Genomic DNA, 19798 nt, shown 5'->3' with positions numbered 1-19798 from the left:
ACGTCTTCGCACCGGCGGTCACCGCCAGCACCGCCAGCACCGCCAGGGCCGGCAGCAACGGCAACCCATACAGGATTCCCCGCCCACCGCCTCCAGAGCCCGCCAGAGACAGTCCACACGACCCCGCAAGGACTCGACTGTGACGGTGGGCCGGTCAAGCACAACCCGAACCTGGGAAGCCAAGAACACAAGAGCGCGGCTCCTGGATAGGCCGTCACGGCTTGGACAACCCGATGATCTCCCACCGGAAACCGCGCCCTCGTCTCGCGTCCCACCTGGACAGAAACCCGCCGCAACCCTCAGATCAACCTTGCACACGCCCTGGGTCTGTCGGGGATCTGTCGGGGATCTGTAACGGGAACGGCGTTCCCGGCGTGTTCGGGGAGTAGTTTCAGCGGCCGGCCAGCGGTTACTGCCTTGCAGCCGTAGTGCCGGAGCGCCGCAACGATGTCCGGATGCCGCACCGGTGCCCCAGCCACCCGGTCGATCGTCACCGTCCTCAGTAGATACGTTGGCGCGCAACCGAATCGACGCAACGTAGTGTTCACACAAGACGCCGGAGTGCCCAGCGTCCACTGCGGCCTGAGGAAACCCACCGAGAGCCGCCCAAGATCATTGATGTACTTCAGCTATTACTGTGGCGGCGGGGACGTCTGATGTGACCCTGGTGCGGCTGCGATTCGGCGGTTTCCGAGCTCTCGGATCCGGGACTCGACGCGTCGAACGTTCCAGCACGCCCCCACATCGGTGAATGCCGAAAGGGCAGACATCAGTGCGGCCCGGGCTTCCTCGACAAGACCACGCTCGGTGAGCAGGGCTGCGGCGTCCTCGTCGGCGACGGCGCGTTCAATCCTGCGGCCAATGCACCGGTAGTGGTCTGCCGCCGCGACGACCTCCCCGGGAGCGCGGGTGACGAGTCCTCGGCAATGTGCGACTGCGGCCTCACGTGACGGTGACGGGGTTCGGATGCAATCGGACTCGCACACCCGCAGCGCGGCTCGTGCCTGATCAAATTTGCCCAGGTGCGTCGCCAACCGGACCACTCTGGGAAGCCATCGGTAACGATGCACCATCGGCGCGAAGTCCGATTCGATGACGGGGGTGAGCCAGGCCAGCGCCTCAGACAGCCGGCCCCGCTGCTCGGCGAGCAGCGACCGTGTCGCGAGCACGAAATCGACGCCGGGCTGGAACTCGTTTCGTGACCACTGTCCTGCGCAGTGCAGGTGTTCCAACGCCGTCTCCTGGTCGTCGCGGTGCGCGGCGACCAACGCTGCGACTCCGTGCACGATCGTGGACGCACCTGGCCGCGCCAGCAAGTACGACTCCGTCTCCGGTGCACATTCGGTCACCGCGGTGATCCTGGCGAGGGCGTCGTCCCACATCCCCAGCCAGTAGTAGTGCACTGCGCCGGCAAGCGCGACCTCGCCAGGCAGGGTGTGTGAGATCGCGAAATGCTCGGCAGCTCGCAAAGCCGCCAAGGGATCGTTGAGGTGGTCCAGACTCTGAAGCGCGAGTGTCGTGTCCTGCAGGGCGAGCAGCCACAGGTCGGCCAGTTCGGGCACCGCGCAGAAGGCATCCGGTCGGTCGAGCGAGCCGTGCGCCACGCGTTGCTTCGGCACCACGGCCGGGTCGGCGGAGTCCAAGCTGGCGAGCAGGGGCTGAACCCGCCTCTTCCAGCTATCGGCAACATGCTCGTCACGCATCGCCGGACGAAGCGTGCTGAGGGCGGCATCGTGCTGGTCTTTGCGGTAGTGGCTGTAAGCGAGGATCAGACGTGCCTCCGCGGCGAGCAAACTGTCGGTGGTCCTGGCCAACACGTACTGAGCTGTGTTCGCCGGCACTCGGCCCAGCGAGAACAGCAGTCGGGCGAAGGCCGCCGCCAGTTCCTCGCGCGCCGGACCGGAAATCGATACGCGGTTGAGCGCGGCGCGCAACAACGCCGTCGCGGTGCGCGGCGCGTTGCTGGCCAGGACGGCGACGTTGGCTAGCAGCCAGTCGACCACCCACGAATCCACCGGCTCCGGTGCTGCGATCAACTGGCCAGCGATCCGCTCGGCCGGCGCCCCGGCCTGAGCCAGGGCTGTTGCCAACTGCCGGTGCAACGCCAGCCGGACGGCCTTGGGAATCCGGCTGTAGAAGGCTTGGTGCACCACCGGATAACGAAAGGCGAGCATTTCACCGCATTCCTTCAGCTGCCCGGTGGCACACGCCTCGTCGATCACCTCGCTCAGTTCCGACGCCGGCTTGCCCAGCGCGGTCGCCACGTCGGCCGGCGAGAAGCGTTCGCCGAGCAGTGCGGCCCAACGCAGGAAATCCGCGGCCGGGCCGGACAAGAACGCCAGCTGGCTCCCGATCGCCGAGAGCACGACGTCCGGAACCACCCCTCGCAACGAGGGGTCGGTCTCGGCTTTGTCGTCGGTGAAGACGATCGAGCCCGTGCGCAGCAGACCGTTGACGATCTCCCGGACGTACAGCGGGTTTCCACCCGCGCTGTGGACCAGGTTCCGCACCTCGGCGTTGACCGGCAGTCCAACGATCTTCCTGACGAGATCGCCCACCTCGGAATCCGGTAACGGCGCGAGCACGAGAGCCTCGCTCTCGGCTTCTGCGTGGGCGCGCAGTCGCTGCAGTCCAGGCCGAGACGACATGGGTCTGCACGCCCCGATGAGCAGCAGCGGCTGCTGCCTGCTGACCTGACGCAAGCGCTGCCATACCAGCAGGCTCGTTTCGTCGGCCCACTGGAGGTCGTCGAGCACCAAGATCAGCGGAGCTTCCGCGCACAGCTCGCTGACCAGTCCGAGCAGGCGGTGCACGGCCTTCGGTAGGCAGTCTGCGGGAACCGATGCGCGGGGACCGCCGCCCAGAGCGCAAGCCAGTGCGGCACGCCGCGGATCCGCCGAATCCGCCTCGATACCGAGGCAGTCCAGCAGGGCGTGCAGCGTGAAAGGCTGGTCGAGTTCGTCGCACACCCCCCACGCGAGTTGGCAGCCCGACGCCGTCGCCTCGGCGAGTCCTTCGGCCAGCAACCAGGATTTCCCGATGCCGGCCACGCCTTCCAGCCACACCGACTGCCCATTCCCCGCAGCGACCTCGGACACCGCCGTGCGCAGGAAGGCCACCTCGTCCGCACGGCCGACGAAGTTGGCGGGACGGATGGGTTGCGGAGATCCGACCCACGCAACCTTGGGTGGCGCCGGTTTCGGCGGGACTGATACCTGAACGTCGGTGTGCGCCAGTCCGGGAGCATTGGCGAGTATTTGCTCGTGCAGGTCTCGCAGCCTCGGCCTCGGTTCGGTGCCCAACTCTTCGATCAGCGTTCGGCGGGTTTCGTGGAAGACCGCCAGCGCGTCAGCCTGTCGGCCGCATCTGTAGAGCGCGAGTATCAACAGCTCGCGCAACCCTTCTCGCAGTGGGTGCTCACGTGCCAGAATCGACAGCTCCGCGACGATCTCGGCATGTCCCCCCGCGGCGAGCATGAGCTCGGCGCGCCGTTCCAATGTCGCGAGGTGCAATTCGGCGAGGCGCGCTCGTTGGTTCGTGGCGAACGGCCCGGGAATGCCTGAGAGCGCCTCGCCCTTCCAAAGCCGCAGGGCGGAATCCAATGCCTCAATGGCCCCGGCCGCGTCCCGTGCGGCCCAGCAGCGCTGGGCGCGATCACGGTGCTCCTGGAAGCGGTGCGCATCGCACGCCTCGGCCGGAATCCGCAGGCAGTAGCCAGCGCTCACCGAGGTCAGGAGCTCCTCGGCATAGCGCCGTGGGCGCCCGGGCTCCAGGGCGTAGCGGATGCCGGAAACATATGTGTAGATGCTGCCTTCCGCGCTGGTCGGGGGAGTCTCGCCCCACACTGCGTCGATGAGTTCCTGCCGCGAGACGGCACGGTTGGCGTAGGTCGCCAGAATGGCCAGGACGGCCCGCCGGTGGGCGGAACCGAGCGCGAGCTCGTCGGTTCCGCGCCAGGCCCGCACCGGGCCGAGCAACTCGATGCGGAGTTCGGCTGTCATCGGGTCGCTCCAGTCCTCAGTACATTCCCCAGCGAGGCGCAAGGCGCATCAATCGGAGTCAGCCGCTCGAGTGCGCGCGGTGACAATACCCGAGCTCATGCCGCCAAGAGCCGCTCCTAATTACACACTTTCGGGTGCAAAGTCGATTCAGTGGGGTGGTTTGAGTAAAGCTCGGTCCAAGAGTTGATCAAAGATGATTTACAAAAGGCAGGCTCCTCCTGGTCACCTGCCGTATCGGCACACGCGAGGCACGCTGGCCGCTGCCCCCGTTTTCGGAGGCTTTGCTGAGGCTGCGGCGTTTGGGGACCGTCGTGCGGTCCCCACGTCGACCCGTGATAACGCGACCGGCTACCGGTAGCTCGACAGGTCATCATGGGTGGCAGCCCAGGACTGGATCGGCACGAAGCCCTCCAGCGAACCAAAATCCACGTTCACGATTTTGTGATCCTGGACGGAAAGGTTTCCTCTCCGCCGGCCGTGTCGGCGAGAACCACAAGTGCCAAGGGCGCCAAGATCGACCGGTGCTGGTATTCCGGCAAGACCCGACGGCAGGGCGGCAACGTCCAAGCCTTGACTCGGCCCGGCGGGATCCCGTCCCGGGGCTTGCGATCTCGAACCCGGAACTTCACCACCGGGCTCGCGAATCGGCACCATGGGCTCGTGAATCGGCACCATCGTCCGAGTCGCACTCGTCCTGGCCCACCACGGGCACGGCGCCCCACCCCTCGCCGGAATCACCTCGGTGCAGCGTCCTCTCGCGGGCCGCGGCGCTGTTGATGATCTTCGCCGCAGCCCAGCAGTCTGGGCAGCTGTCCCAGAACCAGTCGGTTTCCTTTGGTCGGACCAGTTTGATGGTCTTACCGCAAAGTGCGGCTAATTCGGTGCCGAGTTCGCGGTGAAGTTGCTCCTTGCGCATGGCATGTCTGGCGCCGTCGACCGGCCGCCACCGAACGGTGCTCACGTTGATCGCCTCCACATGTCGTTGTCGTGGCGGGACTTGCGCCGCCGGTTCTCGATGTCGCTGCATCAGCCGACTCGTAACGTCGATGTTACGAAAGCAAGCGGGTAATTCGCGATTGGTCGGCACCCACGTGCACCTTTGGTTGCCCGAGATGGCCTAAATCACAATTCGGTGCTTCGTCGGCAAATGCAGCGCTACGGGCGCTGTTCGTTCGCGCAGGATTTTCGGAGCAAAACAGGAATTGTTGCCTCAGTGGGACATGCGGGCTGCCCGGAAAACCCGTTCTTGTGTGGAGACCTTGACCATTCGGAAACTTGGCCCCAGCATTCCTCTCCAAGTGTCACGAGCACGGGTCTGGCGATCTCCCGTGGGTCGCATTGGCGTGTTGTTCAGGAGACGGCACCAGAAACGAGAGAACTCTGTGACTAAGCAAACATTGCAGGATCCTAGTCAGCCGGAACGGGAAAGACATGTTGACCCAGGCGACAGGGGATACCGCAAGTCCCTGAAACCCCGGCACATCAACATGATAGCGATTGGGGGTGCGATCGGTACCGGGCTTTTCCTCGGGGCGGGTGGGCGGTTGGCGCAGGCAGGTCCGGCGCTGGCGATCGCGTACGCCGTCTGCGGTGTGTTCGCGTTCCTTGTTGTGCGTGCGCTGGGCGAGCTGATTCTGCATCGGCCGTCGTCGGGTGCCTTCGTGTCCTATGCGCGGGAGTTCATGGGTGAGAAGGGTGCCTTCGTTGCCGGGTGGATGTATTTCCTGAACTGGGCGACCACGGGTATTGCCGACATCACTGCGATCTCGCTGTATGCGCACTACTGGAGCATGTTCACGCCCGTGCCGCAGTGGGTGCTGGCGCTGGCGGCGCTGGTGGTGGTGCTTTCGCTGAACCTCGTCTCTGTGCGGCTTTTCGGTGAGATGGAGTTCTGGTTCGCGATCGTCAAGGTCGGCGCACTGGTCGCCTTCATGGCCGTCGGTATCGTTCTGCTGGTTGTGGCGCAACCGATCGGTGGCACGGTGCCAGGGCCGCAGTTGATCGCGGACCACGGAGGTATCCTTCCCAACGGTCTGGTGCCGCTGGTCCTCGTGGTCCAGGGGATCGTGTTCGCCTATGCCGCCGTGGAGCTGGTCGGTGTCGCCGCGGGGGAGACGGAGAACCCCGCGAAGATCATGCCGAAGGCGATCAACTCGATCATGTGGCGGATCGGCATCTTCTACGTCGGCTCGGTGGTGTTGCTGTCGATGCTGCTGCCGTGGAACGCGTACCAGAAGGGCGAGAGCCCGTTCGTGACTGTCCTGTCGCAGGTCGGAGTTCCGGCCGTGGGTGACGTGATGAACCTCGTGGTGCTGACCGCGGCGATGTCCAGCCTCAACTCGGGGCTTTACTCCACCGGCCGCATCCTGCGCTCGATGGCGGCAGCCGGTTCGGCTCCGAAGTTCACCGGCTTGATGAACCGCAGCCAGGTTCCCTACGGCGGGATCATGCTCACCGGCGCGGTCTGCGTGCTCGGTGTGGGGCTGAACTACGTGGTGCCCGCTGATGCGTTCGAGATCGTCCTGAACTTCACCGCGATCGCGATCATCACCACCTGGGGCATGATCATGCTGTGTCACCTCCTGTTCGTGCGCAAGTCGCGGACCGGAGCAGTCACGCGGCCGACCTACCGCTTGCCAGGCTCGCCGGTCACCCAGATCGTCACGATCGCGTTCTTGCTGTCCGTCGCGATCCTGATGTGGTTCGACGTCCCGGCGGGACGGATGACCCTGCTGTGCGTGCCGGTGCTTGTAATCGCGCTGGTGATCGGCTGGTTCTGCGTCCGCAAGCGAGTGGCCGCGGCGAAGTCTCTGGAGGGAACCGGCGAGGATCATTAGCCGGGCTCCTCCAGAACGTCGGTGCGCCCTTTGTCCGCGCCTAGGGAACGCCGGCACGGGACGTGGTCACGGGCGATTCGGGGTAGCCCGTGACCGCGTTCTCGTATTTTCGTGCGCGGAGCGGAACCATTGTCCAGATCCGTTCTGTTTTCCGCGTCGCGGGCGCTAAACTATTCGCCAGTATTCCGACGCAGTCCCCGAACGCCGATTGTCCGTTCGTGCGGCGTCCGGTTGGCGTGACCGCAACTGGCTTGTGGGGGAGAGGCCGGTCGCATTTGCGCGTACGTTCGCCCAACGGCTGCTCCGTGCGGCGCGAACTCGCCTGGTTGTCCAGACATGACGGGGAGGAAACGTGTTGGGAACGGAAGGACGGCCCGAGGATGGCGGGCTTGTGTTGCGGCAATTGGAGACTGAGATGTCGGACGCCCGCCAGTACGTCCTGTGGTGCCGTGCGGCGGGTAACGAACAGGCCGCCCAACTGCATGTCGTCTGGATCGACCTCCTGCTCGACGAGTGGAGCCGGTGTAGCCTGACCGTGCAGCAGTTCTGATCAGGAAGAACAAACGTAGAGAAGATGTAGAGAAATTGTGAAGACGGTCTTCGCACACTGAGATCAAGACATCACAGAGCGTGTGGGAGGCCCCGATGAACCGAGTGCGCGTGGGTGTGCAGGCCGAGGATCCGATTACCCTGGCGGGCTTGACGAGTTTCCTCAAGACGCGGACCGAGCTCTTCGTGGTGGCCAACCCCGCTGAAGCCGATGTGATCGTGTTCGCCGCAGACCGCGTCAATGCCAAGATTCTGACCGATATGCGGCATTCCGCACAGCAGTGGTCGATGCCCAGAGTGCTGGTCACCAACGAACTCAACCCGGCTGATGTGCTCGGTGCGGTCGAATCCCGCGTCGTGGCCGTGCTGCCGCGCACCGCGGCTACCGGATCGAGGCTGATCAACAGCGTGATCGCCGCGGCCAAGGGTGGCGCCATGATGCCACCCAACCTGCTGGGCGAGTTACTCAAGCAGGTCGATTACCTGCAGCGGGAAGTGTTGACCCCGAAAGGCTTGAACGCATCCGGGTTGACCTCCCGGGAAGTAGACGTACTGCGGTTGATGGCTGACGGACTGGACACCGCGGAGATCGCACAACAGTTGTGCTACTCCGAGCGGACGGTCAAGAACGTCGTCTATGGGGTGACCAATCGACTCAACCTGCGCAACCGGCCACACGCGGTGGCCTATGCGATGAGAGTCGGAGCGATCTGATCAGAAGGAGACGGGCCACGTGGGTGTGCGACTGCGCGAAACCGGTGGCCCTCGGCTAACTTCCCGGCGCTGGCTACCGAATCCGGCGTATGCCGGAAGGTCGCGGCGCGAAGGAGGACCTCGATGCTCGCCACGGATGAGATCCCCGCGAATACAGCGGGATGCGTGCTTCCATGCTCCGACGAACAGGGCAGCGATCGCGAACTGACGCTTGTGTTCGCTGGACGGAGGATGGTTCTGACCACTCCAGATGGTCTTGATGTGGTGCTCACGCCGTTGCAGGTCGAACGGTTGCGCGCGGCGTTGCGAGATCTGTTGCTGGATGTCGACCCAGGCGATTACCTGTGAACCTCGGCCAGCGCGTGGTCTGGGACGTGTCTGCGAACTTCGTCGACGACGGCGAATCGAGAGTGCACGTTCAGCTTGCCCAGGATGCTGGTTACATGACTTTGCACAATTCGTCGTGGTACGGCCAGCTCGGCCGCGATGTCCGGGTTGGAACGCCCTTCCGAGACCAGGATTGCGATCCTGACCTCTTCCAAGGACAGGGCAGCCCAGCCGTCGGCGGGGCGCGTGACCAGGGTGTGCGGACTCGGGAGAATCCCATGTGCGCGTAGCCTGGACTCGGCTCGGCGGATGTCCCAGCGGGCAGACAGCAGGCCGAATTGCTGGACTGCCTCGTCGAGTGTGCGCTGGGCGTCGTCCCGCAGATCCCGTTGGGCCAGGAGCAGCGCGACATCTTCTAGAGCCGCGGCGAGTTCGATCCCGCGCCCCACCTCTCGGTAGTGCTGCACCGCAGCCATGATCGGTTCGGGGTCGCCGGAGATGAGCCCTTCGCAGCGGGCAGCCGCGGTGAACGCCCGAGCCGGCTGGCTTTCCTCGACCGCTTCCTCTCGGCACACGTCCAACGCCTGGTGTGCCCGGTTGAGATCGCCGAGCTCAACCGCCAGCCGGACGAGGTCCGGCAGCCATTGGTGCCGCAGCATCAGGGGCGCGAACCCCGGACTTAGGATCGGATCCATGATGGACAGGGCCTTTTCCGGTTCCCCGCGTTGCTCGGCCGCCAGTGCCTGCGCGACCAGCAAGAAGTCGACGTTTTCCCGCTCCGCGCCGCTCGACGGCGAGTACTCCTCGGCCGCGTCGAGATGACGCGCGGTCGTCTTGGCGTCTTCCCGCCGCACGGCGATCAACGCGCCGACTCCGTGTGAGAGCAACGCGGCCGGACCGGGCTCGCGCAACCCGTAGAACGAGATCGCAGGTCCATCCTCGGTCAGGGTCTGCAACTCGAGCATGGCTTCGTCCCAGCGGCCCACCCAGTAGTAGTGCACCGCCTCGGTCACCTGAAGACCGCTGGACGAGAGGTCCTGTGCCGCGACCTTGCGGGCCGAGCGCATCGTCTCTTCCGCCTCGTCCAGGCGATCCAGGTTCTGCAAGGTGAACGTCCGGTTGTCGAGCAGATCGAAGCGGAATTCGGAGAGGTCGGGATCATCGCCGATCACCTCGAGCGCCTTGTCGACGTACTCCAGCGCTCGCAGGTGATCCCGGCGCACCGTGTCCACCAGCCACCTGGTCTGCAACGCGTGCGCGATCGGGTAGGGCTCACCCGCCGTCACCGCCTCCGCATAGGCGTCAACAGCGCTTTCCTCGGTCGCGTCGAGGTCGCTGAGGTCGCCGCGGCGGAAGTTCGCCTGCAGCGATCTGTGCCTGGCTCGCCAGATCTCTGGTACCGCGGGATTGTCGGCCGAGCCCCCCAGAGTGTCGATCGCCACGGCTGTTTCGCCTCTTCGGAACAACATCGCTGCGAGCAGCTGCCGCATCTCTGCCGACCGGTACGGGTCGGTCGCGATGGCGAGGGCTTGCCGCACTTTCGACTCCGCTTCGCGGCCCGCCCGGAACAGCACCTTCGCGAGCGCGGCGAGCAGCACCTCTCGGTTGGCGTCACTGGCCGGGCAGGTTTCGAGCGCACGCTCGAACAGCTCGATGGCGATCAGCGGTGCCCGGTTGGACACGGCGACGTGGTTGTCCGCCAGCCACTCCAGCACCCAGCGGTCGTCGGCAGCCGGTGCGGCCAGGAGCTGTTCGGCGACCTGCCGCACCGGGGCACCGCCGCGGGCGAATGCCTCCGCCGCCTGCCGGTGCAGCGCACCCCGCACTGCCTTCGGGATTCCGTCGTAGAGCGCCTGCCGCAGTAGCGGGTGCCGGAACGCCAGTTGGGTCTCGGCATCGACGACGACATCGGCAGCGACAGCTTCCTCGAAGGCCGACAGAAGCTCGAACGCTTGTTGGCCAGTGGCCGCGGCGACGTCGGTGACGGAGAATTCCAGACCGAACAACGCACCCCAGCGGAGCACTTCCCGGGCGCGCGGGGAAAGGAAGTCGAGTCGCTTACCGACAGCGGCAACGAGGGATTGAGGGGCATCCGAGATCGATGACGCGGGGACGTCGGCAGTGCCATCGCCGATGGCCACGGCATCGGCCCGCAGCAAGGCGTCGGTCATTTCCTGCACGTACATCGGATTTCCCGCGGCGCGTCCGGCTATTTCCCGCAGCACCGGACCTGGTTTGGCGCCGACCAATTCGCCGAGCAGCTGGTCGGTCTCGGTCTCGGACAGCGGAGCCATCAGGAAAACCTCGCCATCCCGCGATTCGACGGCGCGGCGCAGCTGTCCCACCTCCGCCCGGTCTGGTGCCGGGCGTGATGCCGCGACCAGCAGCAGCGGCAATTGGCGCGTCGCCGCGCAGAGCCGGTGCCACACCAGAACGCTGGCCTCGTCCGCCCACTGCAAATCGTCGATGACCAGAATCAGCGGCGAGACCACGCAGATCTCATCGACGAGTTCGAGCAGCCGGTGGACCGGGTCGGCGGAATGCTCGCCGTGCAGGGTGGCGGCAAGCTGTGCCCGCCGCGGGTCGGATGCCGTCGCATCGATGCCGAGACACTCCGTCATGACCTGGAGCGGGAATCGCTGACTCAGTTCGTCGGCCACCGCCCATGCGAGTTGACAGCCGCGGCGGCCGGCATCGGCGAGAGCAACTGTGAGCAGCTCGGATTTTCCGATCCCCGGATCGCCCTCGATCCATACCGGCCGGCCACGGCCCGCGAGCACCTCGGCAACCAAGTCCCGCAGGCGGGTGACCTCCGAAGTGCGTCCGACGAAGCGGCTTTCCTCGCTTCGCTGCAGTGCACGGGTGACGTGGGCCGGAACGACCGACAGCGGTGGGCAGCTGGCCGACCGTGGTACTTTGCCAGCCACCGGTGGCCTCGCCGGCTCTGCGTCCAACGCGGGATCGTTGGCCAGGATCTGTTCGTGCACTCGACTCAGCTCGGGCCCTGGTTCGACGCCGAGCTCCTCGACCAGCATCCGGCGGGCGTCCCGGTAGACCTCCAACGCCTCCGCCGGCCGTCCGCTGCGGTACAGGGTGATCATCAACAACACGCGCAGGGACTCCCGTAACGGGAAGTCGCGGACCAGCCCGGCAAGCTCCGCAGCCAGATCCACGTGACCGCCCAGTGCGAGGACAGCCTTCGAACGGTGCTCGATGGTCGCTAGGCGCAATTCCGCCAGGCGTTCGCGTTGGCGCTCGGCGAATGGCCCCGGGACGCCGGACAGCGCTTCCCCGCGCCACAGACCCAACGCAGCGTCCAGGGATTTAACCGCGGCCTCGCAGTCACCGGAGGAAAGCTGTTGCCGACCCTGGTCGCGCAGCCGCTCGAAGACTGCGACGTCCAGGTCTTCCGGAGCGAGCCGAAGCGTGTAACCGGCTGGTTGTGAGACCAGGATGCCGTCGTTGGACCGTCGGGAGCGCTGCGGTTCCAGGCTGCGGCGCAGGCCTGAAATGTAGGTGTAGACGCTGCCTTCGGCGCTGGTGGGAGGGCGTTCTCCCCACAGGGCATCGATGAGTTCATGCCGGGAGACGGCGTGATTGGCGTGCAGCGCTACCGCCGCGAACACCGCTCGCTGGCGTGGTGGGCCCAGCGTGACCTCCTCTTGTCCGAGCCAAGCGCGCGAAGGCCCCAGCAATTCGACCTTGAGCGGGCCGCTCACGCTCACAGGCATTGCCACCCCTAGTTACACAGAAGCCACCGATGGTTGGGTCTCCTGCAAGATAGTGCACCTTCGGGCATCCGTTTGTGTCCTTGATCTTGTTTGCTCGAAGGATTGCCCGTTTGTACACGCGCGCTGTTTGCCCGAAGGATTGCCCCTTCGTGCACGTGCGCCGTCAGGAGGAGTGCTTTGACGCCGCTGCCGTCTTTGGCGGCGTCTCGCGGTCGGTGTCGTTTCTGCTCGTCGGCTTGACCTCCCGAGCTGTTCCACCGCTTGCGGCGGGTGGTCGCCGGCGGTTTGCGACGAGCTGAAGACGGCGTGAAGAAGTTGTGGATCCGGGACGGCCATGCTGTGTGACGTGCAGGATCCGACACTTAGGAGTGCAGCCATGGTGAGCCAGAACCACAAGACGATCCGCTCTACCTCGGTTTTCGGCCTGACGGCCCCGGCGGGCGTGAAGACGCCGGTTAGGGTGGAAATGCGGTACGAGAGCAGTGAGCCGTACGCCGTGAACATGAGCTTCCACGCGGGAATGAGTGGTCAGATCGACTGGGTGATCGCCCGGGACCTGCTGGCGGACGGGCTGGTCGTTGCGAGTGGCGAAGGTGACGTGCAGATCATCCCCCAACTCGACAACCATGAGGTCGTCATCATCGCATTGAGCTCGCCGTCCGGGCAGGCGGCCTTCGAAGCGCCCGCTGCCAAACTTGCGGAGTTCCTCGACGAGACCTACGACGTCGTCGCCCCCGGTGACGAGGACCAGTGGATGAGCATCGACGAGGAGCTCAGTCGATTACTGCAGACTGACCTGCATTGAGTCGGGTGGCCGTGAGTGCTTTTGGGTGCTAGGGCACCCACAAACACTCACGGGTGTTCTTCGTTCTCGCCGCGTTTTCTGGCAGCAAAATAGGGGGTAGGAATTCCTACCCCCTCGCTTGGGTTTCCAGGGGAGGTGCCTTGGACGGCGCAGGCGCCATGCCCTTCGTGCGGGGCAGCCTCCGGTAGTTCGCGTAGCCTGGTTTTCGGGTGCTTCCGGGAGAATCAAGCCAGACCGAGGAATCGGGGTGCTTTGATTCTGACGGTCGGGGCGTCAAGGACGGCTTGCGAGTCCAAGCGATCGATGTCCGTGAGGTCGCCGTCGTACGTTTCGATGACCAACCGGAGAAGGACGCGGTCTTCACGAGACATCCGCCGCCGTCTCGCCGCACCGATGGACGCCATCGCCTCCGCCGCGGGCAGCACGTTCCCGCGCTCCAGGTGGGCTGCCACCACGGCCGTTTGCTCCTCGTCAAGGGCCGAGCCCATGTGGAAGAGCACCTGGTCGAGGGCGTCTGTGAAATCCTGTTGCTGGGTGCCCGGCAGGGCTGTGTCCCGGTCCGTGACGGACATCTCATCCTCCCCTGGGGCGGTCAGAGCAAAAGGTACGTATGCGCGCGGCTGATCCTTCTGCCGCGGGGATGCGGACCGCCTTTGGCTGGCAATTGACGCGATCGCAGGCCTCAGGTAGGAGTATTCGATCCCGATCCTGCATTGCAACGTTAGCGCCCCGCTGAGGTACCGGCTAGCACGTTGCCCTCGCGTCCCTGCGAGGTTGCACGGACCCGCACGTGGTGGACGGGTTCGGCTAAGCACATGTGCGGATGTGCGATGGCGTGATTCCGGCGGGACTTCACATGTTGCCAGCCGATCTGGAGAAGACGTAGAGACCTTGTGGAGTCGGCTCCGGCAGGTTGTTCGGTGCAGAGTAGAGAACCACGGGAGGTGCGATGGAACGAGTTCGCGTGGCTGTGCTTTCCTCCGATGCCATTACGCATGCTGGGCTTGAAAGCTGCCTCAACTCTCGCGCCGAGGTGTTGGTGGTGCCGAATCGAAACCTGGTCGAGGTGGATGTCGTCGTCCTGGCAGCCGAGCGGCTGACTGACGGGGTGACCGCCTTGCGCGCCTTGGGGACCGACTTGGAGCGCAGTGCGGTCCTGGTGATTGACCAGTTGGATCCGGCTGGTTTGCTCGCGGCGGTGGAATGTGGTGTGGCGGCGGTGATTCCACGCACTGCGGCCACCGAGGATCATTTGATAAGAGTCATCCAGGTCGCCGCGACCGGAGGTGGCGTGCTGCCGCCGGACCTGATGGGAGAGCTGCTCCGCGAGATTGCTCGTCTGCAGCGGGAGGTCCTGGCGCCGCGCGGTATCAGCGCTTCCGGGTTGACACCGCGCGAGCTCGATGTCGTCCGCTTGCTGGCCGAGGGCTTGGATACTGCTGATATCGCTGAAAAGCTGGCCTATTCGGAGCGCACCGTGAAGAACGTCATCTACGGAATGACCAACAGGCTCAAGTTGCGCAACCGGCCACATGTCGTCGCCTACGCAATGCGTGCAGGCGTGATCTGACAACCTTCAATAGTCTGTTCCCGTTCGGGCGCCGCGGCAGGGGTGTGGATGGGCGAGAATTGCCGACCGCCGCCCCGCGGATGCCGGAGAGTCTGTTTGCGTCGCCGAACGAGGAAGCTCGCTCGGCGACGCGTTCTTCTGGCAGCTCGATGCCGTAGCAGCGTCAGCCTGAACGACCAAACCACAGGCGCGCGGTACGGGCGTAGAGCGAAAATGAAGAGATTCTGTCAGCAAGTGAGCATGCTTCGCAAGTCCCTTTGGAGGGGGTTGACGCCCGTGGCCCACGCGACTCCTCGCGCTCATCCGCGGTCGTATGACCGCGGCAGGATGTACCGATGGGCAGATTTTGCTTCCCGATGTGGACATGCTTTTCGGGCACCCGGTGAACTCATGATCAGTCTGCGCCATGGTGGTTCACGACTGACAGATGAGGAAGTGCGATGACGATGAGACGTTCATCCTGGTCAGCCCTCGCGTTGAGCGCAATCCTGCTGGGGGCGCTGGCAGGGTGCGGGGGAGCCGGCGGATCCGACAGCGGGAAGATTGAGATCAAGGTCGCGACCTTCGGTGAGTTCGGCTACGAACCGCTGTTCGCGGAGTACGAGGCGCAGCACCCCAACATCGACCTCGTGCCCCAGGTCTCCGACTTCGAGGCGCACCACAAGGGGCTGGCCACCCATCTCGCAGGCGGGAGCGGCGTCGCCGACGTCATCGCGATCGAAGAGCAGTACATGCCGCAGTTCCTGCAGTCCAAGGACAAGTTCGTCAACCTTGCCGATTTCGGGGCCAAGGAGTTGCAGGGCCAGTGGTCCCCTTGGAAGTGGGAGCAGGGGGCCAGCAAGGACGGCAGCTTCGTCCTCGGCCTCGGGACGGACATGGGTGGTCTCGCGCTCTGCTACCGCCGTGACATGTTCGGGAAGGCCGGCCTGCCAACCGACCGCGATGAGGTGGCCAAGCTGTGGCCGACCTGGGAAGAGTTCGCCCGGGTTGCCGATCGGTTCAGCGCGGCAGTACCTGATGCGAAGTTCGCCGATTCTGCCGGCAGCCTTTACACCGCGATCCTCAACCAGTCCGAGGAGAACTTCTTCTCCAAGACGGACGATTCGTTCATCGCTGACCGGAATCCGAACCTGCGCCGCGCCTTCGACATCGCCGGGAGCATCGGGGCGAAGGGCCAGACTGCCAAGGTGACCACCTACACCCAGGCGTGGAACGTCGCGGTCAAGCAGGGTTCGTTCGCCGTCATGAACTGCCCGGCCTGGATGCTGGAGCAGGTCAAGGATGCGGGCGGCAATGCGAACACGGGCAAGTGGGACGTCACGACGGTCCCCGGCAACAGCGGCAACCAGGGCGGCTCCTACCTTGCTGTGCCCAAGCAGAGCTCGCACCAGAAGGAAGCCTACGACGTCGCGAAGTGGCTGACCGCTCCAGAACAGCAGAAGAAGATCTTCTTGCAGAGCGGAATCCTGCCCAGCACACCAGCCGCCTACCAGGCCCCCGAGGTGGTCAGCAAGACCGATCCGTACTTCAACAACGCGCCGGTGGGCAAGATCTACGCGTCCGCTGCGGACAGCCTGCGACCGAACTACCGCGGTCCCAAGGACAGCCTCGTGCGCCCGAAGTTCGGTCTGGCGCTTGGCCGCGTCGAAGACGGGAAGCAAACCCTCGACGAGGCGTGGGCCGAAGCGGTCCAGCAGGCACGCGAAGCAGTCAAGTAGAGACCGATGCCAGCGCGCCCGTCGGCCTTGCCGTCAACAGTTTCGGGTTCACACTCGAGCCAACTGCTCGCCAGGGTCGACGGTCGAGTCTCGCCCTACCTCTTCATCGCGCCCTTCTTCGTGCTGTTCGCGGTGTTCGGCCTTTTCCCGCTGCTGTACACCGCGTGGGTCTCGCTGCACGACTGGCACCTGATCGACGGCGATCAGGGTTTCGTCGGGTTGGCGAACTACGCTGCGCTGTTCGCCGACCCCGACTTCTACAACGCCCTGTTCAACACCGCGAGCATCTTCCTGGTTTCCACCGTTCCGCAGTTGTTGGCCGCTCTCGGCATTGCGGCCTTGCTCAACCGGCCACTGCGGGCGGGAACCGCATGGCGGGCCGGCGTCCTGCTGCCGAACGTCGTTTCAGTGGTAGCCGTGGCGCTGGTCTTCGGTCAGTTGTTCGGGCGTGATTTCGGCGTGATCAACTGGATCTTGGGGATGCTCGGCGTGGAACCCGTGGAATGGGAGGCACAGCGCTGGTCCTCCCACCTGGCCATCGCGGTCATGGTGATGTGGCGTTGGACCGGCTACAACGCCCTGCTTTACCTGGCGGCCATGTGCAACGTCTCGAGGGAGCTCTACGAAGCCGCAGCGCTGGACGGAGCATCGAGGTGGCGGTCGTTCTGGTCGATCACCGTCCCCGGAATCCGGCCGACCATCATCTTCACCGTGGTGGTGTCGACGATCGGCGGCCTGCAGCTGTTCGCGGAGCCGCAGCTGTTCGACTCGTCGGGAACCGCGGGTGTTGGTGGCAACGACCGCCAGTTCCAGACGTTGACCATGTACCTCTACGAGAAGGGGTTCGGCCTGTTCGACGCCGGGTACGCGGCGGCAATCGCGTGGGTGCTGTTCATTGTTTGCCTGCTGTCCGCCTTGGCGAACTTCGCGCTGGTCCGCCGCATTCGGGGAGGCGGTTGAGTCATGAGCGCGAGTGTTGCTGGCCGGCCGCCGCGGGTTCGCGGATCCGCGGGCGCGCGGCGGCTGGACCGCCGGCCCGGCGTTCTGGTCTACGGCTTTCTCTTCGCGGTGGTCGCGACGTCGGTTTTCCCGCTGTACTGGTCCTTCGTGGTGGCTTCGAGTGACGGATCGGCGATCGGTGAGGTGACTCCTCCGCTGATCCCAGGCGGCTACTTCCTGGACAACGTCCGACGTGTCTTCGACACCGTGGATTTCTGGTTGGCGATCCAGAACTCGTTGATCGTGTCGGGCACGGTCATGGTGTCGACCGTCGTGCTGTCGAGCTTCGCCGGATTCGCTTTCGCCCGCCTGCGCTTCCCGGGAAGGAACACCCTGTTCCTGGTCGTGCTCGGCACGGTGATGGTGCCCGCCCAGCTCGGCGTGGTCCCCCTGTACATGGTGGTCGGAAACTTCGGATGGTACGGCCGTTTGGAAGCGGTGATCGTGCCGGGACTGATCAACGCGTTCAGCGTGTTCTGGATGCGCCAAGCGTGCGAGGAGGCGGTGCACGTCGAGCTGGTCGATGCGGCCCGGGTCGACGGCTGTTCGCTGTGGGGAACGTTCTGGCACGTCGCGGTCCCTGCGATCCGCCCCCAGGCGGCGGTGCTGGGCATGGTGACGTTCATGGCGGCGTGGAACGATTTCTTCTGGCCGCTGATCGTGCTGGACCCGAACGAGAGCCCCACCGTTCAGGTCGCCCTGTCGAGGCTGGCGAGCGGGTACTTCCTGGACTACTCGTTGATGCTGACCGGTACGACTCTCGGCGTTTTGCCCGTTATCATCGTATTTGTCTTGCTTGCACGTCAGATCGTGAACGGAATCACGCGGGCTTCAGTCAACGGATGAGGTGGTTATGACCAACGGGCAGGAACTTGCATTCCCACCGGGCTTTGCCTGGGGGGTTGCCACGGCCTCGTATCAGATCGAAGGTGGTGCGAAGGAAGATGGTCGTGGGGCGTCCATCTGGGACACGTTCACCGCCCGGGAGGGCACGGTCGTCAACGGCGACACGGGTGAGACGGCCTGCGATCACTTTCACCGCTACCCCGAAGACGTCGCACTGATCGCGGAACTCGGGTTCCCGACGTACCGTTTCTCGGTGTCCTGGCCCCGAGTCATGCCGGACGGGCGGACGTTGCAACCATCGGGAATCGCGTTCTACGATCGGCTTGTCGACGAGCTGCTCAGCCACGGCATTAATCCGATGGTCACGCTCTACCACTGGGATCTGCCGCAGGCACTCGAAGACACCGGGGGATGGCGCGTCCGCGACACCGCCGCACGGTTCGCCGATTACGCGGCGACGGTGTACAGCGCTCTCGGCGATCGAGTCCAGGAGTGGACGACGCTTAATGAGCCGTTCTGCTCGGCCTTTCTCGGCTACGGCAACGGGGTTCATGCGCCCGGAATCGTCGATCCCGGCACGGCGCTAGTCGCAGGACACCATCTCCTGTTGGCTCACGGATGGGCAATGGACGTATTGCGGACAGCCGCAAGCCCTGGGCAGCGATTTTCCATCGTGCTGAACTTCTCGCCGGTACTGGTCGATGTGGACGACGAGCCGCACCGCGAGGCGGCACGCAAATTCGATGGTATGCATAACAGGCTGTTCCTCGATCCGGTGCTGGGCCGCGGCTATCCCGAGGACGTGCTCGGCGATGTCGCTCACCTGCAGGCCCTGGAACCCGCGATCCATGAGGGCGACCTGACGACGATTGCCGCCCCGATCGACTGGCTGGGGGTGAACTATTATGCGCCGACCCGCGTGGCACCGTTGCCGGATCCAACCGAGCCGAGCAACTGCGGCCTTCCAGGTTTGCGGGGCTTCAACGTGCTTCCGCCGCGCGGCCCGCTTACCTCGTTCGGTTGGGAGCAGACACCAGAGTCGCTGACTGACCTGTTGCTGTGGCTGCACCGGCACTGCCCGGACCTTCCGCTCGTGGTGGCGGAGAACGGCGCTGCCTTCCCTGACGCGGTCGACTTCGACGGCCGGATCCGAGACGGCGAACGGATCCGCTACTTCGCCGAGCACCTCCGCGCCGTCCACCGGGCGATCGAGCAAGGCGCAGACGTTCGCGGCTACCTCGCCTGGTCGTTGCTGGACAACTTCGAGTGGGCGATGGGGTATTCGCAGCGGTTCGGTCTGGTTCACGTCGACTTCGACACCCAGCAGCGCACGATCAAAGACAGCGCCCGGTTCTATTCGCACGTTGTGGCCGCCAACGCCATCCCGGACGGGGTCTCGAACGCCATCCTGGACGGGGCCTCGAACGCCATCCCGGACGGTGCCTCGGTCGATCGAGTTGCGGACTGACATCGAGATAACCCGTGCACCTCGCTGGACGGCTACCGACTTCCAGCGGGACGAAGGAGACGCTGACCACCGCGCACGGTCGTGCGCTGGCCCGCTCGTTGCCGAGGGCGATGTTTACCTCGGGTCGGTTCAGCACCAACAAGGAAATCGCGACCCATTCGTGAAACGCTGCGCATGGCTTTCGGCCATGCGCAGCACTTTTTCACCAAGCTCGGGGCGCCGCCCGAGCCTGG

Annotated in this window: 14 protein-coding genes; 10 read left to right on the top strand and 4 right to left on the bottom strand. The window is 64.9% G+C overall.

Annotation, left to right across the window (positions count from 1 at the left end; genetic code table 11):
- Positions 1-632 precede the first annotated feature (632 nt).
- Both FDZ84_RS37255 and FDZ84_RS37250 read right to left on the bottom strand, forming a co-directional pair.
- Complete coding sequence (locus tag FDZ84_RS37255) at positions 633-4001, bottom strand: BTAD domain-containing putative transcriptional regulator (RefSeq protein WP_168589666.1); 3369 nt, start codon at positions 3999-4001, stop codon at positions 633-635.
- A 625-nt stretch (positions 4002-4626) separates the two neighbouring features.
- A complete protein-coding gene (locus FDZ84_RS37250) occupies positions 4627-4962 on the bottom strand; it encodes a zinc finger protein (protein WP_168589665.1) in 336 nt (111 codons plus the stop codon).
- 421 nt (positions 4963-5383) lie between these two features.
- On the opposite strand from FDZ84_RS37250, the gene FDZ84_RS37245 reads away from it, so the two are divergent.
- The 4 genes from FDZ84_RS37245 to FDZ84_RS37230 all read left to right on the top strand — a co-directional run bounded on the left by FDZ84_RS37245 (position 5384) and on the right by FDZ84_RS37230 (position 8449).
- Positions 5384-6838, top strand: coding sequence for an amino acid permease (locus FDZ84_RS37245; protein WP_168589664.1), 1455 nt, complete (start codon positions 5384-5386; stop codon positions 6836-6838).
- Between the two features lie 352 nt (positions 6839-7190).
- The gene (locus FDZ84_RS37240; RefSeq protein ID WP_168589663.1) at positions 7191-7388 is read left to right on the top strand and encodes a hypothetical protein; all 198 of its coding nucleotides are present in this window, start codon (positions 7191-7193) and stop codon (positions 7386-7388) included.
- 95 nt (positions 7389-7483) lie between these two features.
- Positions 7484-8101, top strand: a complete 618-nt coding sequence (locus FDZ84_RS37235) for a response regulator transcription factor (protein WP_168589662.1) — start codon at positions 7484-7486, stop codon at positions 8099-8101.
- 123 nt (positions 8102-8224) lie between these two features.
- Positions 8225-8449, top strand: a complete 225-nt coding sequence (locus FDZ84_RS37230) for a hypothetical protein (protein WP_168589661.1) — start codon at positions 8225-8227, stop codon at positions 8447-8449.
- On the opposite strand, the gene FDZ84_RS37225 is transcribed toward FDZ84_RS37230, so the two are convergent.
- Positions 8440-12159: a BTAD domain-containing putative transcriptional regulator gene (locus FDZ84_RS37225; RefSeq protein ID WP_168589660.1), complete on the bottom strand. Its 3720-nt coding sequence runs from the start codon at positions 12157-12159 to the stop codon at positions 8440-8442. The genes FDZ84_RS37230 and FDZ84_RS37225 overlap by 10 nt on opposite strands.
- A gap of 376 nt (positions 12160-12535) precedes the next feature.
- Between FDZ84_RS37225 and FDZ84_RS37220 the strand changes: the two genes are divergently transcribed.
- Positions 12536-12964: an SsgA family sporulation/cell division regulator gene (locus tag FDZ84_RS37220; protein WP_210435365.1), complete on the top strand. Its 429-nt coding sequence runs from the start codon at positions 12536-12538 to the stop codon at positions 12962-12964.
- A 224-nt stretch (positions 12965-13188) separates the two neighbouring features.
- Here the strand turns inward: FDZ84_RS37220 and FDZ84_RS37215 are convergent, their stop codons facing one another.
- Entirely contained in the window at positions 13189-13536 is a 348-nt protein-coding gene (locus tag FDZ84_RS37215; RefSeq protein WP_168589659.1) for a hypothetical protein, read from the bottom strand.
- A gap of 377 nt (positions 13537-13913) precedes the next feature.
- Here FDZ84_RS37215 and FDZ84_RS37210 point away from each other — a divergent pair, with 377 nt between their 5' ends.
- From FDZ84_RS37210 to FDZ84_RS37190, 5 genes are all read left to right on the top strand, one after another.
- Positions 13914-14534, top strand: a complete 621-nt coding sequence (locus tag FDZ84_RS37210; protein WP_168589658.1) for a response regulator transcription factor — start codon at positions 13914-13916, stop codon at positions 14532-14534.
- A 440-nt stretch (positions 14535-14974) separates the two neighbouring features.
- Positions 14975-16252, top strand: coding sequence for an extracellular solute-binding protein (locus FDZ84_RS37205; RefSeq protein ID WP_371812744.1), 1278 nt, complete (start codon positions 14975-14977; stop codon positions 16250-16252).
- Positions 16253-16258: 6 nt separating this feature from the next.
- Positions 16259-17212 (top strand): carbohydrate ABC transporter permease, encoded by a 954-nt coding sequence (locus FDZ84_RS37200; RefSeq protein ID WP_168589656.1) that lies wholly within the window; start codon positions 16259-16261, stop codon positions 17210-17212.
- A gap of 3 nt (positions 17213-17215) precedes the next feature.
- On the top strand, positions 17216-18097 hold the full coding sequence (locus FDZ84_RS37195) for a carbohydrate ABC transporter permease (protein ID WP_246868689.1): 882 nt from the start codon (positions 17216-17218) through the stop codon (positions 18095-18097).
- A gap of 7 nt (positions 18098-18104) precedes the next feature.
- Positions 18105-19565 carry a GH1 family beta-glucosidase gene (locus FDZ84_RS37190; RefSeq protein ID WP_168589655.1) on the top strand — a complete coding sequence of 487 codons (1461 nt, stop codon included), beginning with the start codon at positions 18105-18107 and terminating at the stop codon, positions 19563-19565.
- Positions 19566-19798 lie beyond the last annotated feature (233 nt).

Origin of the sequence: Saccharopolyspora sp. ASAGF58, from assembly GCF_012277335.1 — a bacterium.
Lineage (GTDB): Bacteria > Actinomycetota > Actinomycetes > Mycobacteriales > Pseudonocardiaceae > Saccharopolyspora > Saccharopolyspora hattusasensis.
Note: the sequence above shows the minus strand (reverse complement) of the source record. Positions and strands in the feature narration are given on the sequence as shown.